Here is a 20,715-nt window from a genome sequence, read left to right as displayed (position 1 = left end):
ACCGATTTCACGCTGAATTAGTCTGTAATAATTAATATTTGTTATGCTTGCTGGTCGGTGATAAGGCGACAGCGGGCCGTTAAGGGGCTGCAAGAATTGTCAGTTGTCGGGTACTCCTGCGGAAAGAGGCGGAGGGTCGTCATGATTAATGTGTATATGAAATGGCACAGGGGCTGTGCACTGGCCGGTGCGGCAGTCCTGTCGGCGCTGGCATGTGCGGCTGCGCTCTTCGCGCTCGCCGGTACGGCCGCAGCCGGCACCATTACCGACTGTTCCGGCTGCCACGGCATGCCGCCGGTTGATGCCCCCTATCGCAACATCTCCACCGGCCGGTTCATGGGAAGCCACGACACCCATGCCTGGCTTAGCGCCGGAACCCCCAACTGCGCCATCTGCCACAAGATGCCCGCCACCTACAACCACCGCAACAACAACGTGGACTTTGTGACCACTATCAATAACTCGCGGCTCACGGCCCGTTACAGGAACCTTACGTCCTTCACCCGCACGGCGAGCCCGAGCTTCGGCACCTGCTCCAACGTCAACTGCCACTTCGAGAAGACGACCCCCCAGAACGGGGCCACGCCGCTCTACCTGGACGGCGGCAAGACGATCCAGCAGAAATGCGCCACCTGCCACAGCGCCCCTCCGGCGGACGCTCGCCACGCAAAGCATGCCCAGTACTACGGGGATGTGACCACGGCCTGCGTCAAGTGTCACCCCGACCATGCGGCCAAGCCGGGCAAGGGGGCGTTCTCCCATGCCACGAGCGCCGGCCGGCGGGGGCTGGTGATCCAGTTCACGGCATTTCCCAACACCGGCGGCTCCTTCAGCGGCGATGTGAGCTATCCCCTCTATCTCTACAACCCGTCCCGCACCGGCGCGTGCACCAACCTCTACTGCCACAGCCCCGGCACCAAGGCCGGCAGCTACGACCCTCCCAATCAGTCGCCCGACTGGGCAGGCACGCTCGGCACCAGTTGTCTCGGCTGTCACCGGGGGGATGCCGACTCCGGCTCTCCCATGCAGACCGGGTCCCACGGGGCGCACGTGGGGGTGAATGCCGCGGCGCAGATCGGTTGTGTCCAGTGCCATGGCGCAACAGTGACGAATTCCCGCCAGATCGGCGATCCGACGCAGCACGTGAACAAGAAGGCCGATATCTCCTTCGAGGCCGCCATCGGCAGCGCCGGAACCTACGGCGGCGCCGCCGGGCATGTGGCCAAGGACGTGGGCACCGCCTACGGCACCTGCCGGAATATCTACTGCCACTCCGACGGCGCCACCACCACGCCGCCGTTCAACGACTACGCCGTGACCTGGGGGGCGGCCGACTTCCCGACAGGCTGCACCGGCTGCCATGGCGGTCAGCAGGGGAGCGGCAACGTCATTGCGTCAAACAACCACCGCAAACACGTGGATGCAAGCTACAACGGCGGGCTCGGCACGGGTATCGGCTGCGTGGAGTGCCACGCCCCTACCGTTTCCGGGAACCTGACCATTGCCGATAAGGCCAGGCACGTAAACCGCTTCAAGGATTACTCCGGACAGCGGGCCGGCACGATCGCCGCCGGCACCTGCTCGAATGTCTACTGCCACAGCTCGGGCCAGCGCTCCCCGGCATACCGGACCATGGTGCCCTGGAGCGATACGGCGACCACCTACGGCTGCTCGTCCTGTCACGGCGCGTCCACCGCCGGCCCGGCCGGGGTCTTTGTCAGCCGGTTCGGCGAGCCCAACTACAACAACTACAGCTCTGCCGACCGTAACTGGTTCAACTCCCACAACCCGAAACACGTCAGGTCGGCCGGCGACTGCAGCACCTGCCACGCCGGCACCACCCAGAACGGCGTCTCCCTGGTGCCCGGCACGACCCTGCACGCCAACACCCAGAAGAACGTCACCTTCAACACCGCGGTCGCGGGCGGCAACAGCCCGTCCTACAACGACCTCAGCCGCCGCTGCACCAACGTCTACTGCCACTCCAACGGCCGGCAGACCGGCAGGGCCTACGCGACCCCCCGCTGGGGCGGTTCCGCCCAGAACTGCAACGCCTGCCACCCCATCGCCGGGTTGGGAGGCGCCCATGGCATCCACGTGGGAGGGATGATCCCGACCTTCTATGCCTATACCGGCAACCACCCGGTGGGAGCGGCCTATCGCTACGGCTGCGCCAACTGCCATCCGATGGATCCGGTGCACCACATCGACGGCCACATCGACCTCTCCCTCAGCAAGAACGATGTGAATGCCGGCGGGCTGAAAACGAAAAACGGCGCGACCAACGGCAGCGGACTCAATTCAGCCGGCAGCGGCCTGACCGGCACCACCGGCGCGTCGGTCAGGTGCGCGTCGGTCTACTGCCACAGCAACGGCTACGCCGCAAACCTGGTCTACGCCGCCACGCCCGACTGGTACGGCGGCAGCTTTGCCGGCGACCGCTGCGCCGCCTGTCACGGCAACTCGCCCAACAGCACCATTGCCGGGTCCTCGTCCCACTACAACAACCGTTTCCTCGGCTACACCGGCGTGGCAGGCGGCCACCAGATCGGCATCCACGCCATGAACATCTACAGCAGCCCGGGCAAGCGCGCCACGGCCGGCACCACCGGCAGCAGCAGCCATGGCAATGCAGCCACCGCCACCACCATCAGCTGCAACATCTGCCACTACGAGACCGTCACCACCGCCCGCAACGACGACAACGCGGTCTGCAAGACCTGCCATTACGACGGCAACGCCGTCGGTGCCCTGTCGGGCAATCGGGCTGCGATCGCGGACCGGTCGAAGCACGTCAACGGCCTCGTGGATGTGGCGTTCAAACCCGTGGCCGTCATCTCCAAAGCCCAGATGCGGCCGGCAAGCTTCGCCATCGCCACCTACAGCAGCGTCTGGAAGCGCAACGGCGGCTACAAGGTCTCCGGTGCCAACGATTCAGCCAAGCAGGCGCTCGACACGGCCACCATGTGGGACGGCGGCACCAAGACCTGCTCCAACATCGCCTGCCACAACGGCCAGAGCGTGAAGTGGACCGACAACAACGGCATTACCGAGTGCGTCAGTTGCCATTCGGCCATGTAGCCATGCAATAGACTTTCCGCCATCTACGCCACACGAGGGATTTTATGGAAACAGCGCTCGTCAGGAAAATCAGGGGAATGGGGATACGGACTAAAATCGGCATTACCGTAATGCTGGTGATGGCCTGTTTCCTGTACCAGGCCATGTTCCGGCCCCTGATCGGCGATACGGCCACCAATACCTATTACTTCACCCTTGATTCTGCAGCCGTAAACCTGGGCGCCGACGGCTACACCACGACCAGGACCAGCCGCGACGGCAAAATTTCCATGAAACCGGGTGTCTATACCACCTCCCGGTACGTTACCGCCTCCGTCAGCACCGCCGAGCAGAACATGATCAGGGCCTACGGGCCGGTCTATGCCACCAAGCAGACCCTCACCGCCCCGTCGGTCACCATCGGGATGCGGGATCGCAACGGCACCACCAACAACATGTACTGGAAGGCGTACGTGTACGCCTACAATCCGAAGGGGACCGCCAATAACGGCGTGCTGCTCTGGACCTCGGACGAGAAAGAGGCCCACCCGGCGGTCCAGACGCCGCTGGAGCTGACGTTTACCAACCCCCAGCCGAAGGATGTCGAGGCCGGCTACCGGCTCAAGGTGGTCGTCACCTGCCGGATGGCGAGCACCTCGTCGTCGGCGCGCTTCTACTGGGGCAACAGCACCAACTACTCCTATTTCACCGTGACCGAGGCCCCCTATGTGGCCAACTCGGTGACGGTCAACAACCTGTCCGACTACTACAGCGGCCAGCTCGCGTCGGTGACCCAGGGGGACGGCGCTATCCCCATGCTCAAGATGGACCTGTACTCCAACGTGAGCGGCGGAGCCACCTGGAGCGGCGGCAAGCTCGACAAGATCGGCACCAACACCAGCGTCTACGTGAACGAGGACGAGCCGGGCGACGTCACCTTCTCCATCTTCAAGGATGCCAACGGCGACGGGTTGTTCCAGAAGACCGACACCCAGGTCGGCGGGCCCTACACCTTTACCCAGCTCACCGGCCAGGCCTATGAGCTGGCAACCCCGCAGACCATTACCACGACGCCGCAGCGCTATTTCATCGTCTATAGTATCGCCCGGAACTCCACCTACGGCACCACCGTGGGAGCCCGGGTGGCCAACAGCTCCTACTTCGCGGTCACCGGCGCGGCCGGCGGCGTGGTGAACGTTACGAGCACCTCCTCCTCAACCCCCACCATCCAGTACGGCGGCACCGCGGTCACGAAGATCTATGCCGCGGACTGGGACGAGGGCACGACCCTGGCGGGGATTTCCGAAACGGGCGGCCCCTCCGCCACCGACACCGCCTGCATCACCAGCAACACCACCGGGTCAGGCTTCCCCCTCGTGGGCCTGCTCAATTACCCGAGCCACACCTGCGCCAGCGTTGCCGGGCGGGGATACTCCGCCACCACCGCCCAGCCCGATTTCATCAGGCTCTACTTCGCCGGGGCCGGATATCATTCGGTCATGAAAACCATCAAGGGCGGATCCTTTGTCTACCGGGTCTATACCCCCTTCGGCGGCGGCACGGTGACGCTGCAGCTCTTCTACGTGACCAGCGACGGGGTCAGGGTCAACGCCCCCATAACCTCCCGCTACACCACCGGCAGCTCGATCAGCCAGACCATCACCACCTCCCTGGCCGGACAGGATTTCAGCAATGTGCCGGCCGGCGCCCGGCTCGGCATCCAGATCGGCGTCACCGCCGGCATGCGCATCGGTCTCGGCAGCTCGGTCAATGCCCAGCTTATGGTGCAGGAGACTGCGGCCGAGAACGAAAACGTGGACGTGGGCAACGGCTCGGCCATTCCCAATGCCACTGTCTATGCCTCGGACGTCAATAAGGTCATCGACAGCTTCACCCTGACTGCGGCCAAGGCCAAGACGGTCACGGCCGTCACCATCAAGGGGAACGCCACGTTCACCGGCACCAATATCAAAGAGGTGAAGCTGTACGCCGATGCCGGCACCATCGGCACCCTTGACGGCAGCGACACCCTGCTCGGCTCCACCGCCACGATTTCCGGCAACACCGCGACCATCTCCGGGCTCAACCTGGCGATCAGCACCGCGGTCAGGCGCTACCTGGTGGTGGTGAACATCGGCGATGCCCCCAACACCAACGTGATCCTCACCGCCGTTGTCGACGACCTGACGGTAGCCTCCACCGGGGGGATCGGGGTGGACAACGACAGTACGTCGGCCACGCTGACCATTCTGCCCACGACCACCCTGAGCGATTTCATCGCCGCCGAGCCCCCCAACGCGATCATTCCCTGGAACGCCGGCCCCACCAAAGTGGATGCCTTCGGACTCAGGACCAACGGCGGCGTCAACGACACGATCCGCAACGTCACGGTCACCCTGTCGACCACCAGCGGGCTGCCGGCCGGCAAGGTCATCTCCGACTACGTGGGACGGGTGGATATCGTCACTGCCGCGGGCACGTCCCTGGGGCACCTGACCGCCCCCACCATGGCCGACAACTGGCAGGTCCCCACCACCGGCCTGGCCGCCACCCAGATCCCCACCGACTACTACGTGGCCATCACCCCCAAGGGGAACCAGGGGATCACCTTCACCGTCAAGGGCCGGGTAACGTCGGTGACCCATTCCAGGACGACGAACGCCCTGCTGGTGAACGATGCCGGCAGCGCCACCATCCTGATGGACGAAGAGCCTCCCAACGAATCGTCCCTCACGGCCGTCACCGGGACCTACCACAACGACACCGACCGGGCCGAAGTCAACCTGAGCTGGCTCGGCACCACCGATGCCGGCGGCCAGCCGGTCACCTACAAGCTGGTGCGCGGCCTGGGCAACGCGCCGGCCCCGCGTACCTGCACGGTGGATAACGCCAAGACCTTCCTGGCCTACCAGGGCCCCGCCACCTCCGTGGTCGACAAGGGGCTGGACGAAGGGGTCAACTACGGTTATCGCCTCTGTGTCATCGACTCGGTCAACAATATCAACGCCGGCGTCACCGCCAGCGCAACGGCGGCCATCAAGAACCGGTGCAACGAGCTGCCGGAGCTGATCGTCAACCCCACGGCGTCCTATGTCAAGGCGGGCACCACCGTCAAGCTGACCATCGGCATCAAGAACAAGGATACCGGGGTCTGCGGACCCACCACCTTCAGCCTCGTCACCCAAGGCACGAACATCGACGACAGCAACTTCACCGTTGCCGCCTTCGAGGCCAACGATTTTGTCATTTCGACCAACAACGGCTCGAAATACACGCACCTGGACATCACGGCCAAGCCGGGAGCCATCGAGGGGGCGGTCAAGACCTTCCACGTGAAAGTGGTCAAGAGCAGCGGCGGGGAAACCGTGTGCCCCGATCCCATCGAGGTCGTGGTCAACAAGTATGGCACCATGATGCACAGCAGCCTGCAGCTCGGTACCCAGAAGTACGGCAAGTGGGGTGTCAATTTTACCTGCAGTACGTGTCATTCTCCCGACGCGACCAACATCAAGCAGGTCAGGAATGTGATAACCACGCCCACCGGACCCCGTCCGGTCCTCTTCGACACGATCTCCACGGCCATCAATGCGAATGTCGCGGGCGTGTTCGGCAATGACAGGAGGAGCGGCACCGCATCCACCAACGTGTGCGAGGTCTGCCATCACCGGGCCCGGTTCCACCAGTACAGCGCCGCCAAGGTTGCCTGGAAGGATCATAACAACAACGGCGACTGCCTGAAGTGCCATCCCCACAGCATCGGCTTCAAGACGAAAGCCACCGGCCAGTCCTGCGACGACTGCCACGGCAATCCGCCCACCAGCTACGAGATGCTGGTGGTGCCGCCGACCGAGGTCCTGTTCCCCTTTGCCAGCAATGCCGGCTCCCATGGGAAGCACAATGCGCGGCAGGTGACATGTACGGCCTGTCACAGCAACGCCAACCACCTGGTCACGGCGACCCCCGACATGCAGTTGAACCTGGGTTTCAGCGTCGCTAACGGAACCTTCCCCGGCTTCGTGGGGAGCGTCACCACGGGCACGATACGCACCCTCGCGCCGGGCAACGACTATTCCTGGTCCGGCGCCGCGGGCACCACCATCCAGCAGGCCCCCAATACCATCATGACCTGCAGCGTCTATTGCCACGGCTGGGAGGGCAACGGCGGCTACAACACCGAACCGGCCTGGACCGGCATCACCCAGGTGGGGTGCGGCTCGTGCCATGCCGCCACGGCAGATGTCCCGCCGCCGTCGGGGAGCCATGCCAAGCATGCCGGCAACGAGCCCGGCTACGGCAACGGCATCGCCTGCGCCAAGTGCCACGGCTTTCGCAACTATTCCACCAGCGCGTCCCACATCAACGGCAACGTGGAATGGGACCTCGCCGCCAACAGCACTACTGCCAGGTACGCCGGAGTCGCGGCAGGCTCCACCGGCGCCAAGGCCCCCACCGCCCCGGGCAGCTACGGCACCTGCTCCAACCTGTACTGCCACAGTGATGTCCAGTCCAACAACGGCACCGGCGGTCCCACCAGCTTTGCAACGCCGGTCTGGGGCGGCTCCACCAACTGCAACAGTTGCCACCAGGCCGATCCCAACACCACCGGCGGCCATCCCCAGCACGCCGGAGAAGAGGTGACCGGCTTCGACTGCCGCATCTGTCACGCCAACGGCGGGAGCACCAACTCCCTCAACCATGGCAACAGCAAGATCAACTTCATGTTCACGGGCCTTGGGGAGAATACCCACTATTCCTACAGTTCCGCCAAGACGCCCGGTTCCGCCCCCTACGGCACCTGCTACAACGGCAACTGCCACGGCGCCCGCCGGACCCTCGCCTGGGAACCGCCGAACCACGCCGTTCCGCTCTGCGAGAAGTGCCACACCACCAGCCCGTCCGCCGCAGGGTTCTACAGCACCTCCGGACCCGGCAGCACCACGTCCAAGACCGATGCCTACGTGGGAGCGCACTTCCAGCACATCACCTCCATGCCCTTCAGGTATTCGGCCAGGATCGACTGCTCCGGCTGCCACCTGAAGCCCACGGGCCCCTACACCCCTGGCCACATCGATTCGGCCCTGCCGGCCGAGGTCATCTTCGGCGCCATTGCCGGCAGCGGCGTGCAGAACGGCTATTCCAGCGCAGAGCACCAGCCGTCCTACAACTATGCGAGCAGGGAGTGCAGCAACGTCTGGTGCCACGGCGGCGGCATGGCCTCCAACGTGGGGGCCGGCCCCTACGGCTCTGCCGTCACAGACGGCGCTTCCCTCGGCTCGCCGGCGCCCGCCGTCTGGAATTCTCCCTATCTCACCGGCGTGGGCACCAACGACTGCGTCAAGTGCCATGCTTTCCCGCCGGCAGCGCCGCTGCCCGGCTACACCCACTGGGACGACAACAACAACAGGCCGTTCGTCGCCAACCAGTGCATCCTCTGCCACAAGCATGTGGACAACACGGGATACGCCTTCAAGGACCCGAAACTGCACGTCAACGGCGTTGTGGACAGTTGCAATACCTGTCACGGCCGGCCGCCCGTCGACGAGGCCGGCATGACCATCCCGGCCGTGGGAGCCCTTACCCCCGGCATGGTGGGCGCGCACCAGGCCCACGCCCTCAATCCGAGCATCGGCAAGGATTGCAACGTCTGCCACTACCAGTACTCGCAGGAGATGCCGAGCTACGACATGGAGATGGGCTTCAACGCCTATGGCGGCAGGGTCACCAGCGGCACGTTCTACGGCTATTCGACCCTGTCCGACAACTACTCGCCGAGAATCGTCTACAAATCCACCAATGCGGGAACGGTGGTCCGCCGGACGACCAACGCGGATACCCTCAACACCTGTGCGAACCTCTACTGCCACGGCGGCGGAACGTCCACCCGGGCGGCGCTGCAGGGTGGGAGCAACACCAGGCCCAACTGGGAAGGCGGTTCGTCCCAGGCCGCGTGCGGCACCTGCCACGGCGTGACCGCCGACACCTACCATGCCACCGGGTCCCATGACGCCCACGTGAGCACCGCCTTTGGCAAGCCGCGTCTCGGCTGCTCCAACTGCCACGGCGTCAAGGAGAACAACTACCACGTGGACGGCAAGGTGGAATGGGCGTTCTACAGCACGGCCCAACGCCTGAACCAGAAGGTCGCCAACCCGCAGTACACCCCGGCCGCCGGCAACGGCACTGCCGGTGCCAGCGGCGCGACCAACGGCCTGGCGCCGAGCACCGCCTTCGGCACTTGCGCCGTCTACTGCCACAGCGACGGCAGGGGCAACTACGCCAGCCCGCTGCCGGTCTGGGGCGGCGCGCCCATGAACTGCGGCAGCTGCCACAAGAACCAGACCTCGGCCTTCACCGACAGCCACCAGAAGCATTCCGCCAGCTCCGCCAACGGCGGCTACGGCATCGACTGCTTCATCTGCCACCTGGGTTCCGGTTCCGGCAATCCCAAGCACGTGAACGGCGATATCGACGTGGTCTTCAACTCTACGGTGGTGGGCGTGACGGCCACTTACGACAGCGGTGCCAAGAAGTGCTTCAGCATCCTCTGCCACGACACCACGGCGGTGGCCGGACCCACCTGGGGCGTCCCGAGCACCGGCACCTATGACGGCGGCACCCACAAGCCCACCTGCATCGGCTGCCACAGTGGCGAGGTGAACACCCGCGCCGCGGTGATCCCGCAGTTCGGCGGCGAGTCGCACCACGTGCAGGGCGTGCAGATCAGCAACACGGTCTGCTACCAGTGCCACTGGGAGGCCAACGCAAACGGCACCGCCAATACGACCTATCACACCAGAACGGCCGGCCAGCCGGTCAACCTGGTCATCCGGACCACTACCTCAAGACCGGTAGCCTACACCGAGGGGAGCACCGGCACCGCCTATACCTCCAACGGCACCCGGACGGAGCTTGCCAAGCTCAACAGCAACTGCCTCGGCTGCCACAATGCCACCAACGCGGCCAGCCAGCCCTTCGGCGACGGCATGACGCCGACGCAGTACGCATGGGACGGCAAGAGCATTGCCGAGCGGTACAGCGTTGCCACTACCACCACGTGGGCCAAGGTCACCGGCAACAACACGGTAGCCAAGAGCCTCACCAAGGCCTATTCGGCCCACGGCCGCGCAGACCTGAACCAGCGGGGCTGGACCGTCGGGAACAGCACCACCGGCGAGGTCTATGCCAATACCAGCGGCACGGTCAACGTGCTCTGCTATGACTGCCACAACTCCCACGGCACCAGCGCCACCGGCATCATGAGCAGCTACTCCAGCGCCACCGGCCGCAACATGGGCGGTATCCTCAAGGCAACCAGCAACGGCATCGGCGGCTACACCGCCGACTACACGCCGTATGCGGGGGGCGATGCCGTCGAGCCCAACAAGAACGCCTACAACCCGGGTGCGGCCCTCTGCTTCGACTGCCACAATACCGCCAGCGCCGGCGCAACCGCTCCCTGGGGGTACGGTCCGACGGCCAGCGGCGGGACCTTCGGCTCCACCCAGGCCATCTACGGCTACCACGATACGCCGTACTTCGGCAGCGGCACCTTCGCCAACACCCAGACCTATGCCTACAAGGCATTGAACCCCGACAACAAGGGCGGGCACTTCGGCGCATCCTCCAGCCTGACCACCACCGCCGCCAAGCCCATCAACGGCCTCTGCACGCCGTGCCACGACCCCCACGGCGTGAGCCCGTCCCTGGGAGCCAACCAGGCCTATGCCGTACCCCTCCTCAAGGGGACCTGGGTCACCTCGCCGTACAAGCAGGATGCGGCGCCGGCCAGCAAAACCGAAGCCCGCGGCGGCGGCAAAAAGAGAAGTGCCATGAACGTCGGCAGCACGCCGGGCTACCGGATCGACCAGAACAGCATGGGGATTGCCGCAGCAGCGACACGCAGCCAGTGGACCTTCCCCAACAACGCATCCAGCCAGACACCGAGTACCATGCAGGGTACCACCGATGCCCAGTTCGCCGGACTCTGCACCGGCTGTCACGCCCAGGCCGACCTCAACAACACGGCAGCGCCGGCCACCTCGAACTGGAAGACCATGCGGCGGGTCCACAACACGGTCAAGGGATGGGCGACCGCCAGCGGGGGCAATGCCAACAACAAGGTCCACGCCTTTACCTGCTCCAAGTGCCACACGCCGCACAACGCCAAGCTGCCGCGCCTGCTGGTGACCAACTGCCTCGACGTGAAGCACCGCGGCCGGGCGGCCTCCGGCGGCAGCATGACCGGCCCAGCATCCCAGAGCGGATCCAAGGGGGCGGGTGTGGGTCGCTTCCCGCAGGGGGGCGGCGGTACGGGAGACCAGCCCTTGGGCACTGCGGGCAAGTGGTTCTTCGGCAAGGCCACTCAATCTACCAGCATAACCACAAACAGCCAGACCCTCTGCCACCAGAGCGCCACCGCCGGCGGCTCGACCTACTCGCAGGACGGGCAGTTGTGGAATACGAAGTCACCGTGGTAGGAACGCTACACACCGGATAGTGCACCTGCGGGTGCGGAAAGGACGTGATCAGATGAAAAAGCGCAGCTATGTCAAACCGCGGATCGTCGGCTCCGCCAACGTGCATCCCTGTTAGTCGACAGCCGGCCCGAGCACGGAGAGGTGAGGCTGCAGGGCGCCCCACCTCTCTTTGTTTGCAGCAGCATGGGGGCGGCGGGCCGGGAGAGGGCGCTGCGGCTGCGGCCCCACGCGGCGCGATTCAGGAGAAGGGAATGATAACGAGACTAGTGCTGGCGACCGCCGGTGCCGCGGTGGCGCTGGGCCTCCCCGCGGATGTCCGTGCCTATGAATACGAGCAGGAAGCGACCACGAAGCTCATGACGGACATGATCGTCGATCTGGGGGGGCACGACACGGTACGCAGAAACAGCGGCAAGACCGTGCGTTGCGGCGACGGCGGGACCAGAAGGGTTTCGATCGTCAGGCGGGGCGCGACCACCACCTATCGCGGCGACTACCGCAACTGCCGCGAACGGGGCTTAACCCGCGACGGTTTCTATGAAATCGTCTTCAAGGGGGACGAGATCGTCAGCAGCACGTCGAAACGCTCCGTCAACGGCGAGCTCTTTGACGCGGCCATGGCGGGAAACGCGGCCGGGGTGCGGAAGCTGATCCGGGCCCGGGCGGATGTGAACTACACCGAAAGCGTCGACAGAACCGAGGGCGGCACCATTGACGGGGTCTCTCCCCTGATGGTGGCGACCATGGCGGGGAGCCTGGATACGGTGAAGCTGCTGGTTGCCAATGGTGCCTGGGTGAACTATCTGAACAGTATGGCCGTCAATGCGCTCTGGATCGCGGCCCACAACGGACATCCGGAGATCGTCAGGTACCTGGCAGGGCGTGGGGCCTACCTCAACAACAGCAATGTCGAGGATGTCACGCCGCTGATGGCGGCCGCCATGAACGGCCACCTGGCGGTGGTGAAATTCCTGGTGGGAGCAAAGGCCGACATCAATGCGGTGCACAGGGACGGGGATACCGCGCTCATGTTTGCCCTGGCTCAAAACCGGACTGATATCGCACGGTTCCTGATCGATGCCGGGGCGGACGTTGCTGTCCGGAACAGGCACGGCGTCACCGCCCTGCTGATTGCCGTTGCCGAGGGTAACGAGGAAATCGTCAGGGCGTTGCTGGAGCGCAAGGCGGATGTCTCTGTCCGGACCGCTGACGGAAAGTCGGCCCTGGACGTGGCCCGGGCCAGGGGGATGGACGGAATCGCGAAGCTGCTGGAGGCGGCCGGCAGTTACTGACAGCGTGTTCCCGCTGACGGAAACGGAGACGCCGAGGGAGGTGCTGGAGATGAGGATTCCGTTCACACTGGTTTGTCTGCTGGCTGTCGGCCTGTGGGGGCCTGCGACGCGCGCCTCTGCCGCCGGAGCGGGAGTGGTGAATTTCGTCAAACCGGTCGTGCCGCCATCTGCCCTGGATGCCACCGATGACGGCAAGGGCAACCCGCTCTGCGGGGATGGGCTGGTGTTGCAGAAAAACGGGCGCTGCTGCCCCGAGGGGACCGCCAATGACCTCTGGCCCGGGGTGTGCACCCCCGTCGGGACCATCGAGGACCAGCTCTTTAACCAGGACGATATCACCTACTACTGCCCCAGTGCCGACATGTACATTGTCAGCGACAGGAGCAGGAACTGGTTTTCCTGCGCGGACAGCGGGTCGGTGCCTCTGTATGCGGCGGCACGGCAGTCCACGTTCTGCCGTGACCACGGGTATGGCTATCTGTTGAAGATCAGGCCCTGGGGGGTGGCCGGCTGCGTCCGGGTCGGCGACAGCCTGGGTGACGGCTGCATTGAAGCCGGCACCTGCTCCTTCAGCGGCCCGTAGCCGGCAGCAGAACCCCGTTCAGTCCCATTTACTGGCTCAGGCTTGCCAGGTCCATTTGGGCTTTGGTGTGCCCGCCTTCCGCGGCCTTGCGCAGCCATTTCACGGCTTCCGCCCGATCCTGCCTGACGCCTTCGCCCTTGAGGAAAAGGAGCGCAATGGTGTACTGGGCCCTGCTGTGCCCCTGCTCCGCTGCCCGGAGATACCACTTCGCCGCCTCGGAGATGTCCTTTTTCAGCTCCCTGCCCGTCTCGTACATGGTCGCTATTTCGTACTGGGCCCTGATGTTTCCCATCTTGGCCGCCTGCTGCAGCCATTTGACCCCCAGCGCCACGTCCTGTTTGACCCCCTTTCCGGTGTAATACATGTCGCCCACCTTGAACTGGGCGATCGCCATTCCCTGCTCGGCAGCCTTCAGATACCAGCTCAGGGCGGTGACCGGGTTCTCTTCGACGCCGCGCCCGTTGTCGTACATTTCTCCGATCCGGTGCTGTGCCTGGTCCAGGCCGAGATCTGCCGCCTTGTGGTACCACTTCAGGGCCTCCTGCTTGTTTTCGGGGACCCCGAACCCGTTGTCGTAGAGGGTTCCGATCCGGTAACAGGCCTGGGCGCCCCCGTCCTCCCTGTACTCCCGCAACGCCGTCTCATAGTCGCCGTTCCGGAATGCCTGCTGCCCGGCGGCAAAATCTGCCCATGACAGCGACGGAAGGGCAAGAGCCAGGGACAGGCCGGTAACCAGGGCGATCTTTCTTGTGGTGCGATTCAGCATGCTTTCCTCCGGTGATGTCTGTCTTTCCTCCGGTGATGTCTGTCTGTTCCCGCGCCAGAGTGGGTTTGCCCGCGTTGCCGCGGAGCTCCGGGGCGGCACGGGCCCCTTTTTCGCCTTGCCGGACAACGATTCGTCCGGATTCGCACATCATTGCCAGAAATGTACCAATCGTGGGCAGGTTGAAGGTGCCGCGGCCGCCGCAGCGAATGCGGGCGGCCTGCCGCGGGCTCGGGGCCGGGAACGGAGTGCGGGCAAGGCTCTGCATTGAGTCTGGTATATTCTTTGCTTTTAATTGGTGCTTTTGCATAATGGGCCTCATTTGCGGTGAAACAGCGGTGACTTTGTGGCTCGCATCGGCAGTAATCCGGTTATTCGGGTCGATTTTTGGCACGTTCGATCACCTGAGGCTATTCGCCGGCCTGTACGCGAAATCACGTGGCAGTATCAGCGGCGGAGCTGTCTGTCCCGGTCGTTGGCCTGCCGGCAGCGCTGCGATGGAAGATAAAAGTGTTGGGAAATTTTGACTAACGATTTATGATGCGCGCTCCGCCCTTGCTGACGCAGGTCGGCTTGCCAAGCGTGCCGCGGAAGGAGATCATTTGTTGAAAGACTACTCGCTCGAATCCGACTTTGTCCGGGAACTGGACCGGGACATCCTCTCCTACGTGGAAAAGGGGCTGGAAAACCGTGACGAGGACGGATTCAACGACCTGGCGCTGCGCTGCTTCGAGCTCCAGTTCAATACGGTGGAGCCCTACCGCCGCTTCTGTCTCGACAAGGGGAGGTCGCCCGGAAAGGTGGAGCGGTGGGAGGATATCCCGGCGGTCCCGTCCATGGCCTTCAAGAAGTTCGTCATGACCTCGTTTCCGGCGGAGCGGGCGGAGCAGCGCTACTTCACCAGCGGCACCACCGACCCCCTGAACAAGGGGAAGATACTGCGGGACCCGGCGGGGGTGACCCTCATCAATGCGGCCAACGGCCTCCTCACCAGGGAGTACGTGTTCCCCGACGTGGACCGGATGCGCATGTTCCTCATGGTTCCCTCCCCCGACATCGCGCCGGGCATGGGGATGGCGGTGGGGCTGGATGTGGTGCGGCGGATGTTCGGCTCCCCCGACAGCCGCTACCTCATCGACCGCCGGGGCCTGGACCTGGCCTTTCTCCTGTCCGCGCTCATGGAGGCGGAACGGACCGGGGAGCCGATCGTCATCATCGGGTCGACCGCCGGTTTCGTCTATTTCATGAATGCCTGTGAGCGGGACGGGGTCCGGTTCCGGCTTCCCCCGGGCAGCCGCCTCTGCGACGGCGGCGGCTATCTGGCCCAGTTCGGGGAGTGCTCCCGGGAGGAGTTCTATCTCAAATCAGCGGAGATCCTCCAGGTGGACGAGCACCACTGCGTGAACGTCCTCGGCATGGGCGAGGTGAGCACCAACTTTTTCGATAATGTCCTGAAGGATCACCTGGCCGGACGTCCCCTTGCCAGGGCCAAGGTCGTTCCACCCTGGACCCGGACCCGGGTGGTGGACGTGGAGACGCTCGAACCGGTACCCGACGGCGATCCGGGGCTGCTGCGCCACTACGACCTGGTCAACCGGGGGATGGTGGTGGCCGTCCAGACCGACAACGTGGGATTCATGACCCCCGGCGGCTTCGAGATCATCGGCCGCTGGAAGAAAACCTCCTGGGAGCTGGAAACCGAGGCCATCAAGCAGGCCCACGGCCCCCGCTTCATGACCCCCATTATCGAGTTCCTGTTGAAACGAAGTCTCAAAAAGGTGGGTAAGCTCCATGATAAGATTACTCGAACGAATGCGGGCCGCTGACGGGTCCGGGGAGCGGATATCCGACAGGATGCTCGGTACCGGCGAGGCCATGTGCACCTGTGCCGCCCTGGTGGCCGACATGATCATCGATGCCGGTCAGGAGGGGGCATCGGTCGCGGCCCTGCTGGAGAAGGCGAAGCGGGAGGGCGCGGGGTAGGAGCTCCTGGCGGAGGGTACTGTGCCTCCGCGCCGGATTCTTCCGTGCGTGGTCCGTTGGCGGCCCGTGCCGCCCGATGCAGGTTGAGGATATGATCAAACGTTTCTTTCTTGCCCGCTCAACGGTTCTGACCCTGATCATCCTGGTGCTGGGAGCGGTGGTTGTCGGCTATCTCTTCCCCCAGCGGTTCCTGCTCTCTCCGGCGGGCATGGACCGGTGGGCGCTTGACCACCCCTTTCTCGCAACCCTTTCGCGCACGCTGGCACTGGACCACGTGTACACGTCGCCCTGGTTTGCGGTCCTCCTGGCGCTGTTCATGGTTTCGCTGCTCTTCTCCACCTGGGAGCAGTTCACGCGCGCGCTCCGGCTGACCCGGGAAGGGGGGGTCGGCGGCAAAAGCCTGGTCCTTGCCTGCGCTCCGGAAACGGTTGCCGCCGCTGCCGGCAGGCTGGGCTATCTCCGGGTCCGCTCCGATGGCGATTCGATCCGCCTCGTAAAGAATCCCTGGGGCTACTGGGGCAATGTCCTGCTCCATCTGGGCATTGTCGCGGCAGTGGCTGCATCGCTTGTCATCCTCCTCTATGAAAAGCGGGGGTCGGTCGATCTCCTGGAAGGGGAGGTCCACGGAGTGGGGGATCCGTGGACACGGCAGGATATGGGGCTGCTGGCGGGGACATTCGCGCTTCCCGAGGCGGTGCGTCTCGACCGTGTGGTCCCCGAGTTCTGGCCCAACGGCAATCTCAAGCAGCTCACGACCGATTTCACGTTCATCGGCCCGGACGGCCGGAACAGCCCCTACTCCATGCATGTCAACAAGACGATCCGGCACAGCGGGATCAGGGTCTTCCAGGGCAAGTCGTTCGGCAGGGCCTTCTACGTGGGATTTCAGGATGCGAACGGGGCCTGGCAGGGCGATATCTTCATGGTCGACAGCCGCTTCACCGGCGACGACGCCCCGTTCAAGGACTTTACGGTCCCCTGGACCTCGTCGACGATCAGGGCCAAATACTATCCCGACAGTGACCGGCGGGCGCCCGTGGGTGACAACCCCCTGCTCCTGCTGCAACTGGTGAAGGCGGGGAAGGTGGTGGAGGAACTCTCCCTCACCGCCGGCGCGTCCGGGACCCTTGGCGGCCATCCCGTCACTCTCGTAAAGTCGGAGTGGTGGGGCGGCATCATTTTTATCGATACCACGGGCATGGAAGGAATATTCTTCGCCTTTCTGGTCATTGCCCTCGGCGGGGGGATGAGTTACCTGTCCCCGCCCCGCGAGCTCCTGGCCGTGAAGGAGGGGGAGGGATGCCGGCTCGCCTGGCGTGCCCCCCGGTTCGCGGAGCTCTACCGGGAGGAGTTCGAGCGCATCTGCCGCGAGTGCCTGCCGGCGGACGAGGCAGCCGGCGGGGACCGGGTACCGGGCGGGGGGCATCGGGGATGAGCCGCGTACGGCGCGGCCACACGTTCACACAGGGGTAAGGAGTACTCATGGATTCATCCTTTGCACACATCACCATAATTCACTGGGTAGCGGTGGTTGTCTACGTCATCGCCACCATCTTCAACGTATCGGGCCTCATGTTCCGCAAGGAGCGCGCCGTTGCCGTCAGCGAGGCCCTGGTGCTCGGGGGGCTCCTGGTGCACGGGATCGGCATCCTCTGGTGGTGGAAGATCGTCGGCCACGGCCCCTACATCGGCCGGTTCGAGGTCCTCTCCTCCCACGCCTGGGCCGTGCTGGCCCTGTTCATGGCATCCTCACGCTTTTTCCCCCGCATCAAGGCGGCGAGCATCCTGGTTTTCCCGGTCACCTTCCTCATGATCGCCGTGGGCCTGTTCATCGAGCCCCAGGCCAAGATGCTCCCCCCCACGCTGAGGAGCGTCTGGCTCGTCCTGCACGTGATCTTCTACAAGATATCGCTCTTCACCCTGCTGGTGGCCCTGGCGTTCTCCCTCTTCTACCTTCTCCGGAAGCGGACCGGGATCTCCTGGCTCCAGCGGCTCCCCGAACTGGAGATCCTCGATATCCTGTCATTTCGTTTTGCCGGCTTCAGCTTCACCTTCTGGGGTATCGCCATGGTGGCCGGAAGCATCTGGGCATACCAGTCGTGGGGGCGTTTCTGGGGCTGGGATCCGGTGGAGACCTGGTCCCTCATGACATGGATCGCCTTCGGCATTTACCTCCACCTGCGCCGTTTCTTCGGCTGGAACGGTGAGCGGGCGGCCTACCTCTACCTGATCTGCTTCGTTCTCTCGGTGATTTCGCTCCTCTTTACGCCGCTCATCGGTTCGTCGATCCATTCGGAGTATTTCAAGTAGAGATCCGGCGACCCTGCCTTCAGAAAGAGGCCTTGCATGAACGTGAAAAATGCAGCAGTGATTCTCAACGGCTTTGTCCATGACTTCGCGGCCGGCATCTGGCTTGCCGCCATTGCCGCCATTGTCCTGATCCACCGGATGCACGGCGGGCAGGCCGCGGAGATCGTTGCGATTCTCAACCGGCTGGAGCATATCTTCTTCTGGGCCAGCGTCGTTGCCATGGTGGTGATCATGGCCACGGGCGCCGGCCGGACCTTCACCTATGTGGAGAACTGGTACGGACCCGATGCGGAGAAGGTCCGCCGCCGGATGCTCATCATCAAGCACCTGGTCCTGTTTGCCGCGTTCGGCGCCGGTTATCTGTGCGTGTACGGCATGGTATTCCATTGAGGCATGGCCGCGTGTACGGCAGGTCAGTGACGCATCCGGCGGCTTCATCCGCGAACAGCCTCCCAGTCTTTCGACGACCCGGCTAAATGACGTTTTTTTGCCGTGACTCCACCGGAACCGCACTGCAGTTCCTTTTGGAGAAAATCGTTGTGTTCTGGTGAGGAATGTGGGATTTTTGAATTTTTATTAAACGCGGTCCATTTTTTGCTTTAGGCAACCCGTTGCGGTTTCCGCCTGTTATGGAATAGAGGAGCTATTGATGAAAAAAATAAAGCGTGTGGCGCTCATCACGCCCCCCTATCACTCGGGGGTCGTGGAATCAGCCGGCACCTGGCTTAATGTCGGATTTGTCTACATCGCCGGGTCTCTCAGGGCAGCGGGGTATGAGGTCGATTACTATGATGCCATGTCCCTGTGGCACACGTGGCCCGACATCAGGAGGCGGATCGAGGCGTTCCGCCCCGACGTGGTGGCCACCACCGCCTTCACCGCGTCCATCGTCGACGCGATCAGGCTGCTGCGCTTCGCCAAGGAGATCGATCCCGGCATCGTGACCGTGCTCGGCAATGTGCACGCCACCTTCTGCTACGACGAGATCCTCGCCCATGACCACGACGCCGTCGACTTCATCGTCCGGGGCGAGGGTGAAGTAACGCTGCCCCGGCTCTGTACCTGCCTCAATGCCGGAGACGATCCGTACAAGGTGGAAGGGCTCGCCTTCCGGCGGGACGGCGGCGTGGTGGTAACGCCGCGGGCGCCGTACATTCACGACCTTGACGGGCTCCCCATGGCCTGGGATCTGGTGGAATGGCCCATTTACACCTACCGGGCAAAGAACGACGCCCGGCTCGCCATCGTCTCCTCGTCCCGGGGGTGCAAGCAGCAGTGCTCCTTTTGTTCCCAGCAGCTCTTCTGGTCACAGTCGTGGCGGGCCCGCTCCGCCGAGAACTTCGTGGCGGAGCTTGAGATGCTCCACACCGTGCACGGCGTCCAGGTGGCCATGCTTTCGGACGAGATTCCCACCTTTGACCGGCAGCGATGGGTCCGCATCCTGGACCTGATGATCGAGCGGCAGGTTCCGGTCAAGCTCCTCATGGAAACGAGGGTGGACGACATCCTGCGTGATGCGGACATTATGGACAGGTACCGGGAAGGGGGCGTCGAGCATATCTACGTGGGGGTGGAGGCCGGCACCCAGGAGACCCTGGACCTTTTCAAGAAGGACACCCAGGTGGAGCAGTCCAAGCAGGCTATCGACCTGATCAACAACGCCGACATCGTCTCGGAAACCTCCTTCGTGCTCGGCATGCCCGACGATACGCCGGAATCCATTGCCCAGACCATTGAGCTGGCCAAGCACTACAATCCTGACATGGCCTTTTTCCTGGCCATAGCGCCCTGGCCCTACGCCGAGCTCTATCCCCAACTGGAGGAGTACGTGGCCACCAAGGACTACCGCAAGTACAACCTGGTGGAGCCGGTCATCAAGCCGAAGCACATGACCCTGGAAGAGCTGGAGCGCCAACTCGGCAAGGCGTCCCAGCAGTTTTTCATGCACAAATTCCAGAATCTGCACCAGCTATCGGCATGGAAGCAGGAATTCATGCTCTCGGTACTGGATCTCCTCATCAATCATTCCTACCTGGCCGGCCAGATGCGGGCCATGCTCAAGGAGGGAAAGGAGATGCCGGCCGAGGTAAAGGCGCTGCTGCGCGCGGTCGGCGAGCGCACGGGCGCAGCCCATCCCCACGCGGTGGCGCCGATCCCCTGATCGTCCCCGCCACTGTTCCCCCGGACACGGCTTTTCACGGCCCGGTCTTATCGCGAAGATGACCGGGCCGTTGTGTTTTCTTTGCG

The 20,715-nt window shown here is 64.0% G+C and carries 11 protein-coding genes; 10 read left to right on the top strand and 1 reads right to left on the bottom strand.

Annotation, left to right across the window (positions count from 1 at the left end; genetic code table 11):
• Positions 1 to 141 precede the first annotated feature (141 nt).
• The 4 genes from GS_RS14585 (at position 142) to GS_RS14570 (ending at position 13,412) form a co-directional block, all read left to right on the top strand.
• A complete protein-coding gene (locus GS_RS14585; protein WP_010943529.1) occupies positions 142 to 3,081 on the top strand; it encodes a CxxxxCH/CxxCH domain c-type cytochrome in 2,940 nt (979 codons plus the stop codon).
• A gap of 44 nt (positions 3,082 to 3,125) precedes the next feature.
• Positions 3,126 to 11,537: a CxxxxCH/CxxCH domain c-type cytochrome gene (locus tag GS_RS17725; RefSeq protein WP_010943528.1), complete on the top strand. Its 8,412-nt coding sequence runs from the start codon at positions 3,126 to 3,128 to the stop codon at positions 11,535 to 11,537.
• A 251-nt stretch (positions 11,538 to 11,788) separates the two neighbouring features.
• The gene (locus GS_RS14575; protein WP_010943526.1) at positions 11,789 to 12,829 is read left to right on the top strand and encodes an ankyrin repeat domain-containing protein; all 1,041 of its coding nucleotides are present in this window, start codon (positions 11,789 to 11,791) and stop codon (positions 12,827 to 12,829) included.
• Between the two features lie 49 nt (positions 12,830 to 12,878).
• Entirely contained in the window at positions 12,879 to 13,412 is a 534-nt protein-coding gene (locus GS_RS14570; protein WP_010943525.1) for a hypothetical protein, read from the top strand.
• 28 nt (positions 13,413 to 13,440) lie between these two features.
• Here GS_RS14570 and GS_RS14565 read toward each other — a convergent pair whose 3' ends face one another.
• Positions 13,441 to 14,178 carry a tetratricopeptide repeat protein gene (locus tag GS_RS14565; RefSeq protein WP_010943524.1) on the bottom strand — a complete coding sequence of 246 codons (738 nt, stop codon included), beginning with the start codon at positions 14,176 to 14,178 and terminating at the stop codon, positions 13,441 to 13,443.
• A 602-nt stretch (positions 14,179 to 14,780) separates the two neighbouring features.
• On the opposite strand from GS_RS14565, the gene GS_RS14555 reads away from it, so the two are divergent.
• From GS_RS14555 to GS_RS14530, 6 genes are all read left to right on the top strand, one after another.
• Positions 14,781 to 16,001: an acyl-protein synthetase gene (locus GS_RS14555; protein WP_235044908.1), complete on the top strand. Its 1,221-nt coding sequence runs from the start codon at positions 14,781 to 14,783 to the stop codon at positions 15,999 to 16,001.
• Entirely contained in the window at positions 15,967 to 16,158 is a 192-nt protein-coding gene (locus GS_RS14550; RefSeq protein WP_010943521.1) for a hypothetical protein, read from the top strand. Before GS_RS14555 ends, GS_RS14550 begins: the two co-directional genes overlap by 35 nt.
• 91 nt (positions 16,159 to 16,249) lie before the next feature.
• Entirely contained in the window at positions 16,250 to 17,593 is a 1,344-nt protein-coding gene (locus tag GS_RS14545) for a cytochrome c biogenesis protein ResB (RefSeq protein WP_010943520.1), read from the top strand.
• Positions 17,594 to 17,640: 47 nt separating this feature from the next.
• Positions 17,641 to 18,468 (top strand): cytochrome c biogenesis protein, encoded by an 828-nt coding sequence (locus GS_RS14540; RefSeq protein ID WP_010943519.1) that lies wholly within the window; start codon positions 17,641 to 17,643, stop codon positions 18,466 to 18,468.
• 36 nt (positions 18,469 to 18,504) lie between these two features.
• A complete protein-coding gene (locus GS_RS14535) occupies positions 18,505 to 18,858 on the top strand; it encodes a hypothetical protein (protein WP_010943518.1) in 354 nt (117 codons plus the stop codon).
• A gap of 259 nt (positions 18,859 to 19,117) precedes the next feature.
• Complete coding sequence (locus GS_RS14530) at positions 19,118 to 20,629, top strand: B12-binding domain-containing radical SAM protein (RefSeq protein WP_010943517.1); 1,512 nt, start codon at positions 19,118 to 19,120, stop codon at positions 20,627 to 20,629.
• The last annotated feature ends 86 nt before the right edge of the window (positions 20,630 to 20,715 follow it).

It is taken from the genome of Geobacter sulfurreducens PCA, assembly GCF_000007985.2.
In the GTDB taxonomy this organism is placed as follows: domain Bacteria; phylum Desulfobacterota; class Desulfuromonadia; order Geobacterales; family Geobacteraceae; genus Geobacter; species Geobacter sulfurreducens.
Note: the sequence above shows the minus strand (reverse complement) of the source record. Positions and strands in the feature narration are given on the sequence as shown.